Annotated in this window: 18 protein-coding genes; 6 read left to right on the top strand and 12 right to left on the bottom strand. The window is 40.7% G+C overall.

Annotated elements, in window-relative coordinates; all coding sequences use genetic code 11:
* The 4 genes from rsxC to PR761_RS03120 all read right to left on the bottom strand — a co-directional run.
* A partial coding sequence (rsxC, locus tag PR761_RS03105) for an electron transport complex subunit RsxC (RefSeq protein ID WP_272519332.1) occupies positions 1–2,087 on the bottom strand: 2,087 nt, incomplete at its 3' end.
* Positions 2,080–2,694 (bottom strand): electron transport complex subunit RsxB, encoded by a 615-nt coding sequence (gene rsxB / locus PR761_RS03110; RefSeq protein WP_006812941.1) that lies wholly within the window; start codon positions 2,692–2,694, stop codon positions 2,080–2,082. The genes rsxC and rsxB, both read right to left, overlap by 8 nt.
* The gene (gene rsxA / locus PR761_RS03115; RefSeq protein ID WP_006812942.1) at positions 2,694–3,275 is read right to left on the bottom strand and encodes an electron transport complex subunit RsxA; all 582 of its coding nucleotides are present in this window, start codon (positions 3,273–3,275) and stop codon (positions 2,694–2,696) included. The genes rsxB and rsxA overlap by 1 nt, the downstream gene beginning before the upstream one ends.
* A gap of 88 nt (positions 3,276–3,363) precedes the next feature.
* Positions 3,364–3,804, bottom strand: a complete 441-nt coding sequence (locus PR761_RS03120; protein WP_154611128.1) for a DUF2569 domain-containing protein — start codon at positions 3,802–3,804, stop codon at positions 3,364–3,366.
* A gap of 130 nt (positions 3,805–3,934) precedes the next feature.
* Between PR761_RS03120 and PR761_RS03125 the strand changes: the two genes are divergently transcribed.
* Both PR761_RS03125 and PR761_RS03130 read left to right on the top strand, forming a co-directional pair.
* Positions 3,935–4,978 (top strand): oxidoreductase, encoded by a 1,044-nt coding sequence (locus PR761_RS03125; RefSeq protein ID WP_154611127.1) that lies wholly within the window; start codon positions 3,935–3,937, stop codon positions 4,976–4,978.
* Between the two features lie 60 nt (positions 4,979–5,038).
* A complete protein-coding gene (locus PR761_RS03130) occupies positions 5,039–6,016 on the top strand; it encodes a bile acid:sodium symporter family protein (RefSeq protein WP_112836820.1) in 978 nt (325 codons plus the stop codon).
* Positions 6,017–6,187: 171 nt separating this feature from the next.
* Here the strand turns inward: PR761_RS03130 and add are convergent, their stop codons facing one another.
* From add to manA, 3 genes are all read right to left on the bottom strand, one after another.
* A complete protein-coding gene (gene add / locus PR761_RS03135) occupies positions 6,188–7,189 on the bottom strand; it encodes an adenosine deaminase (protein ID WP_112836818.1) in 1,002 nt (333 codons plus the stop codon).
* A 133-nt stretch (positions 7,190–7,322) separates the two neighbouring features.
* On the bottom strand, positions 7,323–8,972 hold the full coding sequence (locus PR761_RS03140) for a YdgA family protein (protein WP_112836816.1): 1,650 nt from the start codon (positions 8,970–8,972) through the stop codon (positions 7,323–7,325).
* Positions 8,973–9,081: 109 nt separating this feature from the next.
* Positions 9,082–10,257 (bottom strand): mannose-6-phosphate isomerase, encoded by a 1,176-nt coding sequence (gene manA, locus PR761_RS03145; protein ID WP_039854037.1) that lies wholly within the window; start codon positions 10,255–10,257, stop codon positions 9,082–9,084.
* A gap of 179 nt (positions 10,258–10,436) precedes the next feature.
* Here manA and fumC point away from each other — a divergent pair, with 179 nt between their 5' ends.
* Entirely contained in the window at positions 10,437–11,834 is a 1,398-nt protein-coding gene (gene fumC, locus PR761_RS03150) for a class II fumarate hydratase (protein ID WP_039854038.1), read from the top strand.
* Positions 11,835–11,894: 60 nt separating this feature from the next.
* Here fumC and tus read toward each other — a convergent pair whose 3' ends face one another.
* Both tus and PR761_RS03160 read right to left on the bottom strand, forming a co-directional pair.
* A complete protein-coding gene (tus, locus tag PR761_RS03155; protein ID WP_112836814.1) occupies positions 11,895–12,803 on the bottom strand; it encodes a DNA replication terminus site-binding protein in 909 nt (302 codons plus the stop codon).
* 270 nt (positions 12,804–13,073) lie between these two features.
* On the bottom strand, positions 13,074–14,336 hold the full coding sequence (locus PR761_RS03160) for an MFS transporter (RefSeq protein ID WP_112836812.1): 1,263 nt from the start codon (positions 14,334–14,336) through the stop codon (positions 13,074–13,076).
* A 113-nt stretch (positions 14,337–14,449) separates the two neighbouring features.
* Here PR761_RS03160 and PR761_RS03165 point away from each other — a divergent pair, with 113 nt between their 5' ends.
* From PR761_RS03165 to bioD, 3 genes are all read left to right on the top strand, one after another.
* Complete coding sequence (locus tag PR761_RS03165; RefSeq protein WP_006812952.1) at positions 14,450–15,364, top strand: LysR family transcriptional regulator; 915 nt, start codon at positions 14,450–14,452, stop codon at positions 15,362–15,364.
* Between the two features lie 101 nt (positions 15,365–15,465).
* Positions 15,466–16,677: an ROK family protein gene (locus tag PR761_RS03170; RefSeq protein WP_112836810.1), complete on the top strand. Its 1,212-nt coding sequence runs from the start codon at positions 15,466–15,468 to the stop codon at positions 16,675–16,677.
* A 142-nt stretch (positions 16,678–16,819) separates the two neighbouring features.
* The gene (bioD, locus tag PR761_RS03175; protein WP_006812954.1) at positions 16,820–17,497 is read left to right on the top strand and encodes a dethiobiotin synthase; all 678 of its coding nucleotides are present in this window, start codon (positions 16,820–16,822) and stop codon (positions 17,495–17,497) included.
* A gap of 79 nt (positions 17,498–17,576) precedes the next feature.
* Here the strand turns inward: bioD and PR761_RS03180 are convergent, their stop codons facing one another.
* The 3 genes from PR761_RS03180 to ydfG all read right to left on the bottom strand — a co-directional run bounded on the left by PR761_RS03180 (position 17,577) and on the right by ydfG (position 19,070).
* Positions 17,577–17,813: a DUF1161 domain-containing protein gene (locus PR761_RS03180; RefSeq protein WP_039854040.1), complete on the bottom strand. Its 237-nt coding sequence runs from the start codon at positions 17,811–17,813 to the stop codon at positions 17,577–17,579.
* A gap of 51 nt (positions 17,814–17,864) precedes the next feature.
* Positions 17,865–18,233: a DUF1283 family protein gene (locus tag PR761_RS03185; protein WP_039854041.1), complete on the bottom strand. Its 369-nt coding sequence runs from the start codon at positions 18,231–18,233 to the stop codon at positions 17,865–17,867.
* A 90-nt stretch (positions 18,234–18,323) separates the two neighbouring features.
* Positions 18,324–19,070 (bottom strand): bifunctional NADP-dependent 3-hydroxy acid dehydrogenase/3-hydroxypropionate dehydrogenase YdfG, encoded by a 747-nt coding sequence (ydfG, locus tag PR761_RS03190; protein WP_006812957.1) that lies wholly within the window; start codon positions 19,068–19,070, stop codon positions 18,324–18,326.
* Positions 19,071–19,097: the final 27 nt, after the last annotated feature.

Here is a 19,097-nt window from a genome sequence, read left to right on the forward strand (position 1 = left end):
ACCTGCTGAGCAGCGGCTTTTTTGGCTTTTGCACGGGCAATGGCGGCAGCGACGGCGGCCTTGCGTTGGTCGACTTCAGCGTCGACCTGAGGTGCAGGTTTAATCACTGATTCCGTGGCTTGCTGAGCAGCCGCTTTTTTGGCTTTTGCACGGGCGATAGCGGCAGCGACGGCAGCCTTGCGTGGGTCGACTTCAGCGTCGACCTGCGGTGCAGGCTCAATCACTGATTCCGTGACCTGCTGAGTAGCGGCTTTTTTAGCTTTTGCACGGGCAATGGCGGCCGCGACGGCAGCTTTACGTGGGTCAACTTCAGCTTCAACCGGTGGAGCAGGCTCAATGTGTAATTCTGCTTGCTGTGCAGCTTTACGCGCTTTAACTCGAGCTAAGGCTGCATTCACCGCTGCTTTTCTTGGGTCATCACTTGAGACTTCGCTATTTTGCTCTGTTAACTCAGTCGCTTTCTGTGCTTGTTTTGCGCGCAGCTGTGCTTTGCGCGCTTCTCTAGCTGCAATGACAGCGCTATTATCAGGTAATTCTCCTGAAATAATCTTAATAGGTTCAGAAGACAAACCTTGTTTTGCCTTAACTCTTGCAAGAGCAGCATTGACGGCGTCTTTATCAACGTCATCAACTTGAACAGCAGCTTTTTTATGACGCTGTTCACGCGCTAATTTTTCGCGTTCCATACGCTGTTGTTTAGCTTCAAAGCGTAACTTAGCTTCTGCGGAACGACGCTCTTCTTGAGTAATTTCACGAATTTCCGCTTTTTCCTGACGGTAATATTGAACAAGTGGAATATTACTTGGGCAAACATAAGCGCATGCACCACATTCAATGCAGTCAAACAAGTTATGTTTTTGAGCTTTTTCGTGCTCATCGCCTTTACTAAACCAATAAAGTTGCTGTGGTAATAAGCCAGCAGGACAGGCATCAACGCACAAACCACAGCGGATGCAGGCCTCTTCGATTGGTTTTTTCCCCATCTCTTCCATTGTTGGGACTAATAAACAGTTGCAGATCTTCACAACAGGAACATTAAGGTCGGGGAGGGTAAAGCCCATTAAAGGTCCCCCCATTATTACCATTTGTTCATTTTCAGGCTCAAACCCAGCTTGTTGAAGTAGATGTTTTACTGGAGTACCAAGGCGAGCCCAGAAATTTCCTGGTTGTTTAATGGCATCACCGGTCACAGTGACCACACGCTCAATGAGAGGCTGCCCATCAATTACTGCGCGTTTGATAGCGACAACCGTTCCCACGTTTTGCATCAATACCCCTATTTGGGATGAGCGAGCACCAGAAGGAACTTCTTTACCTGTCAGTATCTTTGTCAGTTGTTTTGCGCCACCTGACGGGTATTTTGTTGGGATCACACGAATAAAAATTTGTCGGTCAGTCGATGTTAATGCCAGTTTTAATGCCTTGATGGCTTCTGGCTTGTTATCTTCAATTCCAATGAGTACTTGGTCTGGATTTAAAAGATGTTGTAATACACGGCAACCCTCAATAACTTCCTGAGCATGTTCTTGCATTAATCGGTCATCGGCGGTGATATAAGGTTCACACTCAGCGGCGTTGATAATTAATGTTTTAATCGCATCTTTCCCGCCTGCTAATTTAGGAGCAGTAGGGAAACCCGCGCCACCTAAACCCGCAATTCCCGCTTGTTCAATTTTATTAAGTAATTCATCACGGGAAAGTTGATGGTAATCAGGTGCTGGGTGTAATGGATACCAAGCATCTTGCCCATCGGAGGCAATCTTGACACACAGCTCTTTTAACCCTGAAGGATGAGCGGTAACCATGGGTTCAATAGCACTAATAATGCCAGATGTTGAGGCGTGAACAGGCACGGTACGACCAGTACCTTTAGTTAAAGGTTGCCCTTTAAGGACTTGATCGCCAACTTGGACAATCAATTCACCTTCTGGTCCCAAATGTTGCTGTAAAGGAATAATTAGCTCATTCGGAACGGTAGAAACTCGCATTGGAGTCTGACTTGACTGTAATTTATTTTCCGGTGGATGGATCCCACCGTCAAAGTCCCAAATATTATCTTTTTTCAGCCAGTTAAATAAATTAAACATGTGCATTACCTCTAGTTGAGGCTTGAGACTGAGCTAGAGGCTCTACGGTAATATTTTTGACTGGGATTGTATTTAAATCCCATTTCCAGTTAGTTGTGGTTGTTTTAACAGGCACCATTTCAATACAGTCGGTTGGGCACGGAGCAACACACAGGTCACATCCGGTACATAAATCTTCAATTACGGTATGCATTGCGCGAGTGGCACCAACAATTGCATCCACAGGGCAAGCTTGAATACATTTGGTACAACCGATGCAATTTTCTTCATCAATAACAGCAACTTTACGAACAGGATTCTGTGCGTTCTCATCACCATCAATAGGTTGCGGGTCAACGTTCATTAACTCGGCAATTTTGAGCATAACTTGCTCGCCGCCGGGGGCGCATTTATTGATCATTTCGCCATTGTTTGCCACCGCTTCAGCATAAGGACGACATCCCGGATAACTGCATTGACCACACTGGCTTTGCGGTAGAATCGCATCCAGTTTTTCAACAATAGGATCTTCTTCAACTTTAAAACGTAATGAGGCATAACCTAAAATCAGACCAAAAATGAGTCCGAAAAAGGCTAATATGCCAATCGCAATCCATAATGACATCATTAGAATTTCACCAAACCACTAAAGCCCATAAATGCGAGAGACATCAGCCCTGCAGTAATTAGGCCAATTGACGAACCCTTAAAAGGTGCAGGCACATTTGCAACGGCTAGGCGTTCACGAATAGCGGCAAATAGCACCATGACAAAAGAGAACCCGACTGCGGCACTAAAGCCATAGACAGCGGATTGCAGGAAATTGTGGGATTGATTGATATTAAGCAGTGCAACCCCTAATACCGCACAGTTGGTAGTGATTAACGGTAGAAAAATCCCCAACAGACGGTACAGCGTTGGGCTGGTTTTTCTTACCACCATCTCAGTAAATTGTACGACGACGGCAATAACAAGAATAAAACTCAATGTACGCAGGTATATGAGATCTAAAGGGATCAAAATCAACGTATCGATCAGCCACGAACTAATTGAGGCGAGCGTCATCACGAACGTGGTCGCAAACCCCATCCCAATCGCCGTTTCGAGTTTTTTTGAAACACCCATAAATGGGCATAACCCTAAGAATTTAACCAGAACGAAGTTGTTTACCAACACCGTCGCAATAAAGAGTAATAAATAGTCAGTCATTACATTGCCTGAAATGAGAATAAAAGCCCAAAAACTGACCAATGTCAGTTTAACGGAGGCTATGATAACAAAGCTATTTTTGTGATGCTTATCGATCTTGTGTGAAAGTCATTTTCACGTGTTTCGAAACTTTCAAATAAGGAACAAAAAAAGCAGCACCTAACAGGGGCCATGCGAGGATTTGAATCGCGGTTTGGTCATCAATAGGCGAAAAGGCAAATGTTTTTAAGCCAATTAAAACTAAAACGAGTAACCAAATGGTAAAACGGCGTGGGAAATTACGGGAACGTTTGAACATCAATTGAGTGACATGCAGACTGAATAAGGTCATTGCGATACTGATGGCGAATGAAAGGTACCATTCAGGAGTAATATAACCGCTCCAGTTATCAATGCTCGTTACAATCTCATAAAACTTGAGACAGTACATTACCGTCATACTGCAGACAGCGAAAAGAGTCAGTAATAGATAGCTTGCAGGTACTAATAGCCAACCCGTAATACGGCCAGCGTTATAAGCAGAAGTCATAAATTAAGAGTCCATTATTACTAAACAAGATAGATAATTTATAATCCTATCATAGATTTATTTGCTAATTGATTCGTTCTGATGATACTTTTTCAGAATAGCAAAATATAGCACTTACTGTGAGGTTCAAATGTCCAAACCAATTAAAGTCGGGATCGTCGGCTACGGTTATGCGAGTAAAACATTTCATGCGCCATTTTTAGCGATGTTTGATGGCTTCGAATTAACAACGATTTCCAGTAGTGACGCCAATAAAGTCAACATTGATTTTCCTGATGTAAAGGTTGTGGCAACACCAGAACAGCTATTTGCTGACCCTGAAATTGAATTAGTCGTTATTCCAACGCCTAATGATACTCACTATCCACTTGCTAGGGATGCATTGGCGGCAGGTAAACATGTGGTGGTCGATAAGCCGTTTACGTTGAGCGTTGAAGAAGCCGTTAAATTGAAAGAGCAGGCTGAAAAAGCCGGAAAATTGCTATCGATTTATCACAATCGCCGTTGGGATTCAGGTTTTCGAACAGTGCAAAAAATCTTGCGTGATGGCTGTTTAGGGGAAATTAAATATTATGAATCTCATTTTGATCGCTACCGACCGGTTGTTAGACAACGTTGGCGTGAAGCAGATATTCCCGGTGCTGGAATTTGGTATGACCTAGGTCCACATGTTATTGACCAAGTATTACAATATTTTGGAAAGCCGACAGGGATTACTGTGGATTTGGGAATTATTCGTCCGGGGGCTCAAGCTGTGGATTATTTCCATGCAATGCTGGAATATGGCGATAAAAAAGTCGTTCTGCACTCCACCACACTCGCTGCTGCACCAATGCCAATTTATACTATCCACGGTATGCAAGGTAGCTATGTTAAGTATGGCTTAGATACACAGGAAGATGCATTGAAAGGCGGTGCTATACCTCAAGGTGAGCATTGGGGGGAAGATCCTAACCTTGGAATTGTGACGTTGTCACAAGGCGATGACATGGTCAGCAAACCGTGGCCAAACGAAAAAGGAAATTATGGCGGCTATTATGACGCTATTCACGATGCTATTCGTCTTGGGAAACCGAATCCTGTAACCCCAAATGAAGCTATCGATATTATGAAGCTGATTGAGGCAGGTATAGCGTCAGCACAACAAAAGCGTACCATTGAAAATATTTTCTAAGGTTCACCGCTGAAGATAAAGCTAGTCATTAAATACTGGCTTTTATTTATGAGAAATCGAATGAATTTATTAGCAAAACTCAAGATAGACTCTTTCTTGTTAATCATGATTGGTGTTGTAGTTGTTGCCAGTATTTTTCCTTGCGAAGGGAACGTCAAAATATTCTTTCAATACTTAACGACTGCTGCAATTGCGTTACTATTTTTTATGCACGGCGCGAAGTTATCCAGAGAATCTATCGTAGCTGGAATGGGGCACTGGCGACTGCATTTACTGGTATTTGCGAGTACATTTATTCTCTTTCCGATCATCGGTGTCGCGTTGCGGTTCATGGTTCCTGAATGGATGTCTCCAACTGTTTACATGGGATTTTTATATCTATGTGCGCTTCCTGCTACCGTACAATCAGCGATAGCGTTTACATCAGTGGCAGGTGGAAATGTTGCATCTGCCATTTGTAGTGCATCGGCATCCAGTATTTTAGGTGTTTTTTTATCGCCTATCTTGGTGGGTATTCTGATGGATACGGATGGTAGCCAAGCGATGGATACCTTGAATGCTATCGGCTCGATTATGTTACAGCTGATGCTACCGTTTGTAGTGGGGCATTTATGTCGACCACTGATTGCTAATTGGATTAACCGTCACCGTCGGTTAGTGAATACAACAGATCGGTCATCAATTCTATTGGTGGTTTATGTGGCATTTAGTGAGGCTGTAGTAGAGGGGATTTGGCAAACAATTGATGCGTATTCACTGTTTATTATTACCTTGGTCTCCTGTTTCATACTCGTTGTGGTGATGGTTATTAATGTCATGTCAGCGCGTATTTTTGGCTTTAATAAAGAGGATGAAATTACAATCCTTTTTTGTGGTTCAAAAAAGAGCTTAGCCAATGGTGTTCCAATGGCTAATGTCTTGTTTCCTGCGGCTTCAGTGGGGATCATTTTATTACCATTAATGATTTTTCATCAAATTCAATTGATGGTTTGCGCCGTTATCGCCCAGCATTACGCCAAACGTTTAGACAAACAGTAGTTTACATTGAATTTAAGAAGGCAGTTTATCTGCCTTTATTAATACTGATAATTTAGTTACAACATACAGGTGGGGTAATAACAAAAAAGAACATGGGCATCAGTGCAAATTAACTATAAAAGGAAAGGTTAAACAGGGCAGAATAGGTGCTCTGCCCAAAGATCAGAAGGGTTAGCGATTAGCCGCTTTACGTGTCAATTCCGCTTTTTCACTTTCGGATAAAAATGCCATGGTTAAACCATTTCGTTGTGCTTGCTCAATTTCACTCGAGGTTAGACCAGCTTGCGGGGCAGCAACATTATACTCATAAGGAAGCTCAATGCCTTGAACGGCAGGGTCATCGGTATTAATTGAAGCCAATACACCATGAGATAAAAATGTTTTCAGCGGATGTTGAGAAAGTGAAGCTACAGTACTGGTTTGGATATTGGAGGTTAAACAGCTCTCAATGCCAATGTGATTTTTAGCCAGATACTCAATAAGTTCTGGATCTTCAATAGCTTTAACACCATGACCAATACGCTGAGCACCTAATTCTTTGATAGCATGCCATATACTTGCTGCTCCAGCCGCTTCACCTGCATGAACAGTAATATTGAGCCCGGTATTACGTGCTTTAATAAAATGTTCTTCGAATAGAGCACCGGGGAAGCCCAGTTCATCACCAGCAAGGTCAAGTGCACAAAGCTTATCACGGTGAGCCAGTAAACCTTCGAGTTCAAGAGCGCAGGCTTGTTGACCGAAAGTACGGCTTAAAATACCGATTAAATTAACTTTAATATCATACTGGCGACAGCCTGCAGCAATACCATCAATAACGGCTTCTACAACGCTTTCAACAGGAAGCTGATGTTTCATCGCCATGTAGTAGGGGGAAAAACGTAATTCTGCATAATCAATACCTGCATTAAATGCATCTTCAACGTTTTCAAATGCGACACGCTTACAGGCATCTAAGTCTGCTAATACTGCAACACCCCAATCTAATTTAGTTAAAAAACCAACCAAGTCAGCTTCTTGCCCCATAATTTGGACGTGAGGTCTTAATGCTTCAATTTCATCGGCCGGAAGTTGGATATTGTGTTGCTGTGCAAGGGAAAGAATAGTTTCAGGACGAATATTTCCATCAAGATGACGATGGATATCGGTTAAAGGGAGTTGTCTATTTATCACAATAAATGATCCTTATGAATGTTCTGCCCCCATTTTGTCTGTAATTACATAAAAAGCAATGAAAAATATAGTTAATATAAGCAAAAACGCCAGTCATAAAGACTGGCGTTTAATCAATTTATCGTAGGATAAATTATTGTGCAGCTGGCGCAGCCGGTGCTTCTGCTGGTTGCTCAACTTCTAATACTTGCTCGCTAACTTCAGCGCCTTCAGCAGGTTGAGCTTCTTCTTCGTAGCCCATAGTATCTTCTGGACCAGACATCATTTTCATCTTAGTTAAGAATTCAGCTAAGGTATATTTGTCATCGTTGAAAGTCAGGTCATTACCTGCAAATTTAACAGTCATTGTTAAATCTTTTTCGCTATCGATCATCCAAGGATGTTTTTTCTCTTTTGCTTTTTCTGCACGCTGTTCGTCAGTCATGAACATTTCTTCGAACGGGTTAGAGAACATGTCAGCAGTCAACATTTGTTGAACACCTTCAAATTCAGCAGTAACTTGTTCTTGGATGGCCTTTTTATCTTCGGCAGCCGCTGGAACACCGCCATCTAAGATCATAGCTTGAGTCATTGACTCAATAATCATTGGCTTGTTCAGTTTCATGCTGAAGTCAAAAGAGGTGATCAGCTTTTTGAATGCTTCATCAACTTTATTAGACATTGCTAATGAAGTGACTTCGTCCTGATTCCACTGGTTGAAAGTGATATTCAGGTCGATAGAGCTTTGGCCAGCTTCGTTTTTCCAGTAGAACGGGCTAACAGTCAGTACTGGTTTGCTTTTCATTAACTCTGGTAAAGTAGTGGTGAGCATTTGCATTGCGATAGCTTCGCTTGCTTCAGATGGGTTACCACTTGCTAAGCCTTCAGCTAACGCTTTGTTATATTGTTCTACAAATTTACCTAATGCTTTCGCATCTAATTTTTCGATAGCAACAGTTAATTCACCAGAACCTAAGTTTTGTTCTAATGCTTTAACATCGCTAATTTTGTAAGTCATGTTACCTTTAACGTCTTCGCCGTTAATTGAGGTATCACTAGCAACACTTAGGTTTTTGAAAGAGAACTTAGTCTCTGGGATGTTAACGTCAGTATCAGCGATAACAAACTCTTGTTTACCTGTGTAGAAACCGTATTGAGTTTTCTTCACATTAGAAAACAGTTTTAGACCTTTCATGGTAACGGCTTCTGAATTATTTGCACTGCTAACAACGACGCTATCAGTGACTAATAATGCATCAACAGTTTCTAAGTCAGTACCTGTTGAGATATCTAATTTTGCACCACTGAACGAGAATTTGCTGTCATCTTTAGCATATTCAAGAGGAATCAGTTCAATGTTAGAGTCAACATTTTTGCTGTAACCGATAACCGCAGTACCATTCATGAATGGCTTACCTTTGGTAGCTTCGAACAGCTCTTTAGTTGCTGCTGTATTGGCTAATTCAACATTTACTGCGCCTAATTTAGGCATTAAGTTGAATTTAGCAACTTGCGTTAATGGTAATGGACCATGAGCAATATCTGCTTTGAATACGATATTTTCATCAGGTTTACCTGCTGAACCAATCACGATGTCTGCTTGAGAAGAGAAAACGCCACGTTTGTAGTTTTCCATTTTAAAGCTGACGTCTGAGCTAGGGTCGTTTGCTGTAACAAACTCATTTGATTTATCAATGACTTTTTTCAGTTCAGCTTCAACTTTAGAGCCTGTATACCATGATGCACCGGTCCATGCAGCACCTAGAGCAACGATAACACCAACCGCAACTAATGACTTTTTCATTGTAGACATCCATCCTTTCAGTACGAGCGTAGCGTACCTACGTATAAATAATATAAGTTTTATTACCCGTTTTACTGTGTGTGTAAACGGCTAAATACAGAATATGACACTAAATATTAAACACTCGAGCCAACTTACCATCTCCATAAATGGAAAGGTTATCCTCATAGGCAGGTAAAAAAACAGATTCACCAGAATTCATGTTTATTTCTTGAGTACCAGTGCGTAACACTAATTCGCCTTCAATACAGAATAAAATTGAAGCACTATTATTAGTAATGGATACTCCCGAGCGGCTAATAGAATATATATTAAATGAAAAATCTTCCACTGGGATCTTATATTTCCAGACATTTCCAGATTTTTCGGGGATATTGAGCAAATCGCGAGCTTTAGTTGACTTAAAATCAATATTATCAATCAGTTCTTTTGTATCAATATGTTTACTGGTCAAACCTGCGCGCAATACATTATCAGAGTTTGCCATAACTTCTAAGCCAACACCTTCTAAATAGGCATGAGGTGTTCGGGCATACAAAAACATTGCTTCACCTGGTTGTAATTCAACGATATTTAGTAGAAGAGGGGTAAATAGCCCGTTATCATCGGGATATAAACTTGTCATCTGCTTGATTGAATTCCATGGTTCACCTTGTTTACTATTTAGCGCAGCTTTTAATACACCTAATGCGAGATCTTTTTGCTCACCAGTCAAATTAAGAATCTGTGCAAATAATTTTCCTAGTTTTTCTTCTGTTGGCTCTTGAATAAATAATTGAATATCAGGATGGGCTGCAGAGATAAAATCTAAATATTCGACAATTTCGTCGATAGGACGAAACGCATTCATGGCTTTAAATGGTGTTAAAGCATAGATCAATTCTGGCTTATGGTTATCATCTTTATAATTACGAATAGGGGAATCTAAAGGAATTCCAGCAGCATTTTCTTTAGCAAATCCCGCTTTAGCATACGCTTTATTTGGATGTACTTGCACTGATAATGGTTGTGCAGCACACAAAACTTTAAAAAGATAAGGTAGGCGACCAAAGTGTTTAGCAACTTTCGCCCCTAAAATTCGCTCTGGGTCATCATTGATCAATGATTCAAGTGAAACTTTTTGATTTGTTTGCGGTGAAATCACCTCAGAACTTGCCTTTGGGTGGGCTCCCATCCAAAGTTCTGCCATAGGTAAATTGTCCGGGTTTGGGTAACCATACAGTTGGGTCAGGGCGGTTTTACTACCCCAATCATAGTTCTGGACTTTGTTTATCATTTTCAGCATAACGAAATTCTCTTTTTTGCAAAAATCAACTAATTTCCTTTTTACTACAGTACAATAAGCTCGACCAAGTCTCATAATTGAAATTCAATTTGTGGCATTATACTGCTCGGTTATTTGCTTACCTGCAAGCAGATGATTCTAAAATCAATTATTCTGAGTATGTACCTAAGGAGCTAGTAATGGCAGCCACTCGCATTGAAAAAGACTCAATGGGACCAATTGAAGTACCTGCTGACCACTTGTGGGGCGCGCAAACGCAGCGTTCTTTAGAACATTTCCGTATCTCTGTAGAAAAAATGCCTGTTGCCTTAATTCACGCATTAGCGGTGACTAAAAAAGCAGCGGCAAGTGTGAACATGGATTTAGGTTTGCTGCCAAAAGATCGCGGTGACGCAATTATCGCTGCGGCAGATGAAGTGCTCGCTGGCAAACACCCAACAGAATTCCCTCTTGCTATCTGGCAAACCGGTTCTGGTACTCAAAGTAACATGAACATGAATGAGGTGCTAGCTAACCGTGGTAGCGAGATCCTCGGAGGTCAACGTGGTAATGACCGTCTGATTCACCCTAATGATGATGTTAACAAGAGCCAAAGCTCCAACGACGTTTTCCCAACAGCAATGCATGTCGCTGCGGTTGTGGGGATCCGTGAACATCTCCTGCCAGAACTGAAAGTTCTGCACAAAACTCTCGACGCGAAAGCGAAAGAATTCAAAGATATCGTAAAAATTGGTCGTACTCACTTACAAGATGCTACTCCATTGACTTTAGGCCAAGAAATTTCTGGCTGGGCGGCAATGCTGGCTCACAATGAAAAGCATATTGAAAACTCAGTTCCACATGTTTGTGAACTGGCGCTAGGTGGAACAGCTGTTGGTACGGGTCTAAACACGCATCCTGAATATGCGGTACGTGTGGCGAAGAAAATTGCTGAATTAACCGGTCAACCATTTGTTACTTCACCCAACAAATTTGAAGCGCTCGCGACCTGTGATGCATTAGTTCATGCTCACGGAGCCCTGAAAGGCTTAGCTGCATCATTAATGAAGATTGCTAATGATGTTAGATGGTTAGCTTCAGGTCCTCGTTGTGGTATTGGTGAAATATCAATCCCTGAAAACGAACCAGGCAGCTCAATCATGCCAGGTAAAGTTAACCCAACACAATGTGAAGCATTAACCATGCTGTGCGCACAAGTGATGGGTAACGATGTAGCTGTTAACATCGGTGGTGCTTCAGGTAATTTTGAGCTGAACGTATTCCGCCCAATGGTTATTGATAACTTCTTACAATCTATTCGTTTACTCGCGGATGGTATGCGTAGCTTTAATGAGCACTGTGCTGAAGGTATCGAACCAAACCGTGAGCGTATTGAAAAATTACTGCATGAATCTCTGATGCTGGTAACGGCTTTAAATACCCACATTGGTTATGACAAAGCAGCTGAAATTGCTAAAAAAGCTCATAAAGAAGGTCTTACCCTGAAAGAAGCCGCACTGAAATTGAACTACTTAACTGAAGCTCAATTTGATGAGTGGGTTCGTCCAGAAGACATGGTTGGAAGTATGAAATCTTAATTTATCCATCACAATAAATTGAGGTCAGCCCCGATACTAATAATAGAATCGGGGCTTTTTTTATCGTTCAATATACAAATTTAATCTTGGAATGAGTAATTCTACAGGTTTAGATCGTGGACGATGGCGTAGCGCAATCTGATCAACATGGTAATCTGATAATTCACCAACCGTAATATCTTCAAGACTTTTTTCTACGGCAAAGATAAGCAATGGTGTTGCACAAGGATACTGAACCTGTTTCTGACTCTCTTTATCCCATACTCTGGCAATGGGCTGAACTTTTACAGGGCGCTGGGTTTTTAAAATGGCATCATGAGGAAGAGAGCGGATCAAGGCTATTTCATTCTCCAATTGCAACTGCCAATGTTCCCTCTGCATATGAGAAGGTGTTCGACCACTTTCTAAACTAGCCTGTAATCTACTAAGCATCTGTTCTTGAGTGACTTTATTAATAACTTTTTTATTTGCCCACCCAAAGCGAACCGTATCCACATCTACAATCGACGTGATTGTTCGATAGGTATTAAGGGTTAATAACCCATGAAGGCTCTCGCGTATAAACTCAAAACGATGAGATTCGTCAACCTGAGTAACGATATTTTTTATGCTTAGTTTTAATTGATTTATATCGGTTATTAACGATTGAAAGAGATGGTAATCGGGTAGGGATGCTTCGATAACGATGGCACCAGGCAAACGAATTGCCGCTTTATTACTAACAGATTCAGATTTATTGTGGATAAAGAGCAACTTAAATAGCTCAATAGTATGGTTAATAGCATCGATTCCAACGTGTTTATCAACAAATATCGAGGAAACTTCGTTATGTTCATCACCTTTAAGGACTTCAGGCAAACTGAATACACAGGCCTGAATGCGGTCTTGCTTAGTTAGATGATGACAAAACTGGTTAATGCTGAATTCTAACTGATTAAAATGAGTGATTAATTCTTGTTTTTTACTCATCACAGAGCCTTTTTTAGTTACAACATTCAGATGGGTGATAAACCAAAACTAACATTAGCTACCGTGTTTATCAATTAATTTCAACTAGGATACCTACGTGATTATACTCTTATTACGATTCATACTGAAAGGGCTATATTCTATAATCCAATTTAATATCAATGTATTATCTAAATTTAACCTGAACATCGTCATTATTACCGGAATATAAATAATGCCGATGTTCAGGCTATCTAGCCTATTGACTAAAAATAAGCTCGATATTAGCCGCTAGCATTTATTCTTCAGCTTATAGCCGATAGCTACACCAAGTAATAGAATTACCGAAATGAACAATGCGACGCCATTCCATCCATAAAATGACCAGAAAACCCCACCTAATGTACCTGCAATGCTGGAACCTGCGTAATAGCTAAAAAGGTAAAGAGATGAAGCTTGTCCGCGGGCACGCTTGGCTCGACGACCAACCCAACTACTAGCTACCGAATGTCCTGCAAAAAAACCAGCGGTTAACACAGTCATACCCGTCAATATTATCCATATGTTTGGGTGTAACGTTAATACCACGCCAATGAGCATCATACCAATAGCAGCAATGAGCACTCTGCCATAACCGTATTTCTGAGTTAAGCTACCCGTTTTTGTTGCGCTATAAGTGCCAGTTAAATAGATAATAGATAAAAATCCAACAACTGATTGGCTAAAATTATAGGGTGGTTCCAATAAACGGTAACCAATATAGTTGTACATTGTGACAAAGGCGCCCATCAGCACAAAGCCTTCAATAAACAACCAAGGCAATCCCTTATCTCGTAGATGTAAGTGTAGGTTAACCCAAAGATTTCTAGGTTTGAGAGAGGTGGCCCTAAAATGTTGGGAAGGGGGTAATAAACGCCAAAAACCAATTGCGGCAATTAACGCTAAAGTGCCTAAAATAACGACCGCAACCCGCCAAGAATAATAATCAGCTACGACACCAGTCATTAGACGCCCGCTCATTCCACCAATCGAATTACCGCTAATATACAGTCCCATGGAGAGGGCTACATAGCTAGGATGGATTTCTTCGCTTAAGTAGGTCATCGCAACCGCCGCAACACCACTTAAAGATAGACCAACTAATGCTCGAGCAATCAATATTCCTTGCCAGCTTTGCATTACTGAACTCATTAACGTAAATATTGCTGCACATGTGAGGGATATCACCATCACATTTTTACGGCCAATAGCATCTGAAATAGGCCCAGTAACCAGTAAACCGAGCGCCATCAGCCCAGTACTGAGTGAGAGTGATAAACTTGCAGTTGCCGGAGAAACATTAAAATCGGCGGATAACATCGGTAAAATTGGCTGGACAAAATATAGGAGGGCGAAGGTTGCAAAGCCCACGGTAAAAAATGAGAGTGTCACCCGCAGATAGAGAGCATCATCCCGTTGGATATAATGCTTTTTTGGATCGCTGCTGATCAAGGTTTTAGTCGTTTTATCCTCCATGATGGTGTTCGTTGAAAGGCGATTTGATGACGGTTCCATAGCTATTCCTTGACGGTGCAACTCATTTGATTTCGATCAAAGAATAGAAAGTTTCAACTTTTTTGTCTAATATATTAATTATACATAATAATATTTTTAAAGTATCAATCACCATGAATATTGAACTACGCCATTTACGTTATTTTATTGCGGTCGCAGAAGAACTACATTTTGGACGAGCAGCTGAACGCTTGCACATATCTCAGCCTCCATTAAGTCAACAAATTCAGTTGCTTGAAGAGAAAATCAATGCGAAGTTACTGGAACGAAATAATCGAAATGTTGCACTAACCCCGGCTGGGGCTATGTTCTTAAAAGAAGCCTATCAAATCTTGGGGCAAGTCGATGCCGCAGCGACCAAAGCCGCCCGTATGGAAAAGGGCGAACTTGGTGAACTCTCTATTGGTTTTACATCGACGACACCCTTTATGCACAAGGTCACGATGAGCTTACGTCAATACCGTGAAGCTTATCCCGACGTATCAATTCACATGCACCAGATGAACACTAAACAGCAAATTCCGCCACTAGTAACTGGGCGAATTGATATTGGCATCATGCGTAATACAATATTGCCGGAGCAACTTGATTATCAGTTACTGTTTAAAGAGCCTTTTATGGTGGCAGTTTATGAAGGTCACCCATTGTTAGCTTATGAAGATACTGGCGTTAGTATTCAGCAACTCGCAGCTTATCCTCTGGTCTTCTTTGAGCGAGAGGTGGGCACGGCATTATATGATGAAATAAATCATTTGCTGGCTTCTGAGGGCGTTGTACCCACGATTTCTCAAGAAGCTGGTGAGGCAATGACTATTTTAGGATTAGTTTCTGCTGGGATGGGGATATCAATTATCACTGAGTCTTTCACTCGAATGAAAATTGATGGTGTGAGGTACCTCAAGTTAGCGAACAGTCAGGCCACATCAGAAGTTTGGTTAGTTTACAATACAAGACGCACCCAGCCAGCTGCAGCGAAGAAACTAACCGAATTGTTATTACACAATATTGTCGGTCAATCGAATCAATAGATTAACGAGATATATATCACATTTCGTATGTAAATGAAGTCATGAATTTCAGCGCATAGGGCATAATCACGGGTAGCGTTATAACGAATTCTGAGCTAAAAATGACAAATCAAACGGGCCACATTGATCAAATTAAACAACTGAATACAGGAATTGTGTACCGAGTTATTGCTCAGCATGGTCCAATTTCTCGTATTGCGTTGTCTAAGCAATCTCAACTCGCGCCCGCAAGTATTACTAAAATCACCCGTGAATTAATGGATGCACACCTCATTCAAGAGCGTGAGTTTCCAGTCTTGGGTTTGAGAGGACGTCCGGCCATCGGTCTGGTGACCGAAAGTGAAGGCTGGCAATTTCTTGCAATCCGAATTGAAAACAATCAACTGACACTTTCACTCAAAGAAATTAGCTCGAAGACTCTTGCAGAAAATAGTTATTCTTTTGATGTGAAAGGAAATCAACAATTTTGCCTGCAATTATCTGCGCTAATGAGTCTGTTTTTTGAACAGAATAAGAATTGCTTGGAGCGAGTTACCGCAATTAGCATTCTACTCGATGGTATTCTAGATTCATCTTCAGGTGTCATTTATAGATTACCAAATTATGATTTAGATGCGTTGCCGATTAGCAATTATTTGACAGAACAAACTGGATTACCCGTTTACTTGAATCCCTCAGTAAACGCATTAGCGCTTATGGATAATTTAAGTTATTCAACCCAGCGAAGAAACAAAAACATTATTTATTTGCAGCTACATGATGTAGTGAATGTTGCCGTACTCAATCAGGAAAAATCTTTAGATTCCAGTACACGACATCCTATTTTATTTGGTCATATTCCTGTAGAGATCTTACAGGGACTTGATTGTTATTGTGGTGGGAAAGGGTGTTTAGAAACATTGGTATCCGTTTCATCCATATTAAAACAAGCGAGAATATTGCTTGCAGATTATCCGGCGTCGATATTAAACCAAAAAGAAATAAATATTGAAGCTATTTGTCAGGGAGCAAATATCGCAGATTCATTATGCTTAAAAATACTGGATTCTGTTGCTCAGCAATTAGCACACCCGTTAGCAATGATGATAAATATACTCGGCACTCAACTTATTCTTATCAATTCCCCATTAAATAGTTCAGAAAAATATTGGCATACCCAATTGCATCATTATATCAATTTATATGTAAATCCTTTGTATCGTTCAAAATTACTTATTGAAAAGTCAACATTTTCTATTAAAGAAAGTGAAACTGCGGTTATTCATCACTCATTATATGATGGTTCGTTGTTACTAAAATTATTACAAGGTTAGTACAATTCGATAAAGTTCTTATTATCTTACACAAAATTGAGCTAACGCAAACTTCTTATTTTCCCATTCCCATAAACTGAATTCATGTCATTTTTACAGCATTTTGCTGCCACACAGTCTGTCACTTCAGGATAGAAAAAACATGATGAATCTATTTATTACCGGGACAGATACAGATGTCGGGAAGACGGTATCGACACTAGCAATATTACAAGCACTAAATAATCAAGGAATTAAGGCTGTAGGATATAAACCTATTGCAGATCAATGCATCGATACGCCCGAAGGGAAGCGCAATAAAGATGCTTTATTCATTCATAGCGTATCGAAAGATCTGGTTTCTTATGATGATGTGAACCCAGTTAGGCTTGATGATAACTATAGCCATGAAAATAAAATTGATTTCAATAAAATAAAATCAGGATTAGACCGTCTTCATGAGCAATGTGATACGGTGGTTATTGAAGGTAATGGGGGATGGCGTTATCTGCTTGATGATAATACTTTCTATGCAGATTGGCTGAAAGGGCAATCTGTCGGTGTTATTTTAGTGGTAGGAATTCAGCATGGCTGTGTTAACCATGCACTATTAACCGCTGAAGCAATAAGAAATGACGGGTTGCCGTTAATTGGCTGGGTCGCAAACAGAATTAACCCTGGCTTAGCTCATTACGCTCAAATCATCAAACGTATGCAGCAGCACATCAAAGCACCATTGCTTGGTGAAATCCCATATTTATTACGTCCTGAAGAAAAAGAGCTAGGGCATTATTTAGATGGGGAAAAACTGCAAGAATTCGTTGGTGTTCCTGCTCTATAACTTATCTACGTAATCAAAATAAAAGGGCACTTGAATGAGTGCCCTTTTTTTTTTGTGGAAAAAATTAATACGAGAAGATTTACTGATGACGAGTATAAATGATTTTATAAGTATCATTCTGGCAGTGTCCAACAACTTGCCCTTTAGCAGGGTCAACTTCATCATTGGGAACCGCAACTAAACTAAAACCATCTTTGGGTACGCCATTATTTATGATTTTCTGCCTAATTTCCTCGATGACGCTTTCACATGAAGCGTGAGCGAAAGCAGGGGCTAAAAGCGCTAAAAATAAGGGTATTACAATTTTGGTTTTCATCATTTATCCTACTTTAATACGTTTATGCCACATCAAAACCATGACAACAAATTACGGATTTGCGATTGGACGACCACTATTTACATCAAGACAACGTTGAGTATTGGGCTCCCAATAGGCATTCAGATTTAAACTTTTCTCACATTTATCTTTTGCATCAAATGCGGCATCGATTTTATCGAATTCTTTCTCTGTACGACTATTCACTTTAGAACGTAGCATTTTAGTTTCATCCCACTGTTCTTTTTCTTGGCGAGCCTGTTCCTTATTAAGAGGATCATTACCGCTACCGACAGAGACACAGGTGCTGCCAGCTGTACAAGAGGTATTCGCGGCTTGTGCGGCACTCATTCCCATTAGTGGAAGGCAAAAGCAAATCGCGGTAAGGCTCTTTTTAATAAACTGCATTGACGTGCTCATGTAAGTTCCTTCTGTGATCAAGCTAAGTGTATTAACGGAGTATAGCTAAAAATCAAGGGGTTCGTCTTTATAGAATAGTACGAAAAATTATCATTGTTTATGAACGGTTAATCCTGCGAATGTTTGACATACAGGCATCAACTCTAATGTATTCACATTCATGTGTGCTGGGAGTGTTGCAACCCAAAAAACGGTTTCAGCAATATCGTCTGGTGTTAACGCCTCAGCACCTTTATACGTATTGGTAACTTTATCATCATCCCCTTTAAAGCGCACATTGGAAAACTCGGTACCCCCAACTAAGCCCGGTTCGATATCGGTAACTCGAATTTTTTTACCGTATAAGTCTGCACGTAATCCTAAAGAAAACTGTTTTACAAATGCCTTAGTCGCGCCATAGACATTACCGCCTTTATATGGCCAAGAGGCTGCAGTTGATCCGATATTAATAATATGCCCGTGGTTTTTCTCGACCATATCCTGTAATACTTCGTAAGTCATGTTCACCAACCCTTTTGTATTCGTGTTGATCATCACTTCCCAGTCATCCGGGTTGGCATCAAAAGCAGGTTCTAACCCTAAAGCCAATCCCGCATTATTGACTAATATATCAATATTTTTAAGGTGAGAAGGTAGGCTAGAAATTGCGTGCTGAATAGCTTTTCTATCTTGAATATCAAGGGTTAACGGATAAAATTTATCACCTAATTCTTGATGCAAAGCATTTAATCTTTCTGTTCTGCGCCCTGTACCAATTACCGTGAAATTATGCTGAATAAATTTACGTGCAATTGCCTCACCAAAGCCTGATGTTGCACCGGTTACTAAAATAATCATAGGGACCTCATGTTGTTATCATTGTTT

The organism is Providencia sp. PROV210, from assembly GCF_028479445.1.
Lineage (GTDB): Bacteria > Pseudomonadota > Gammaproteobacteria > Enterobacterales > Enterobacteriaceae > Providencia > Providencia rustigianii.

Excerpts from the sequence above, each read along its gene's own strand:
- rsxB (WP_006812941.1), bottom strand. The coding sequence starts at position 2,694 with ATGATGTCATTATGGATTGCGATTGGCATATTAGCCTTTTTCGGACTC.
- rsxA (WP_006812942.1), bottom strand. The coding sequence starts at position 3,275 with ATGACTGACTATTTATTACTCTTTATTGCGACGGTGTTGGTAAACAAC.
- PR761_RS03120 (WP_154611128.1), bottom strand. The coding sequence starts at position 3,804 with ATGACTTCTGCTTATAACGCTGGCCGTATTACGGGTTGGCTATTAGTA.
- PR761_RS03125 (WP_154611127.1), top strand. The coding sequence starts at position 3,935 with ATGTCCAAACCAATTAAAGTCGGGATCGTCGGCTACGGTTATGCGAGT.
- PR761_RS03130 (WP_112836820.1), top strand. The coding sequence starts at position 5,039 with ATGAATTTATTAGCAAAACTCAAGATAGACTCTTTCTTGTTAATCATG.
- PR761_RS03140 (WP_112836816.1), bottom strand. The coding sequence starts at position 8,972 with ATGAAAAAGTCATTAGTTGCGGTTGGTGTTATCGTTGCTCTAGGTGCT.
- manA (WP_039854037.1), bottom strand. The coding sequence starts at position 10,257 with ATGCTGAAAATGATAAACAAAGTCCAGAACTATGATTGGGGTAGTAAA.
- fumC (WP_039854038.1), top strand. The coding sequence starts at position 10,437 with ATGGCAGCCACTCGCATTGAAAAAGACTCAATGGGACCAATTGAAGTA.
- tus (WP_112836814.1), bottom strand. The coding sequence starts at position 12,803 with ATGAGTAAAAAACAAGAATTAATCACTCATTTTAATCAGTTAGAATTC.
- PR761_RS03160 (WP_112836812.1), bottom strand. The coding sequence starts at position 14,336 with ATGGAACCGTCATCAAATCGCCTTTCAACGAACACCATCATGGAGGAT.
- PR761_RS03165 (WP_006812952.1), top strand. The coding sequence starts at position 14,450 with ATGAATATTGAACTACGCCATTTACGTTATTTTATTGCGGTCGCAGAA.
- PR761_RS03170 (WP_112836810.1), top strand. The coding sequence starts at position 15,466 with ATGACAAATCAAACGGGCCACATTGATCAAATTAAACAACTGAATACA.
- bioD (WP_006812954.1), top strand. The coding sequence starts at position 16,820 with ATGATGAATCTATTTATTACCGGGACAGATACAGATGTCGGGAAGACG.
- PR761_RS03180 (WP_039854040.1), bottom strand. The coding sequence starts at position 17,813 with ATGAAAACCAAAATTGTAATACCCTTATTTTTAGCGCTTTTAGCCCCT.
- PR761_RS03185 (WP_039854041.1), bottom strand. The coding sequence starts at position 18,233 with ATGAGCACGTCAATGCAGTTTATTAAAAAGAGCCTTACCGCGATTTGC.
- ydfG (WP_006812957.1), bottom strand. The coding sequence starts at position 19,070 with ATGATTATTTTAGTAACCGGTGCAACATCAGGCTTTGGTGAGGCAATT.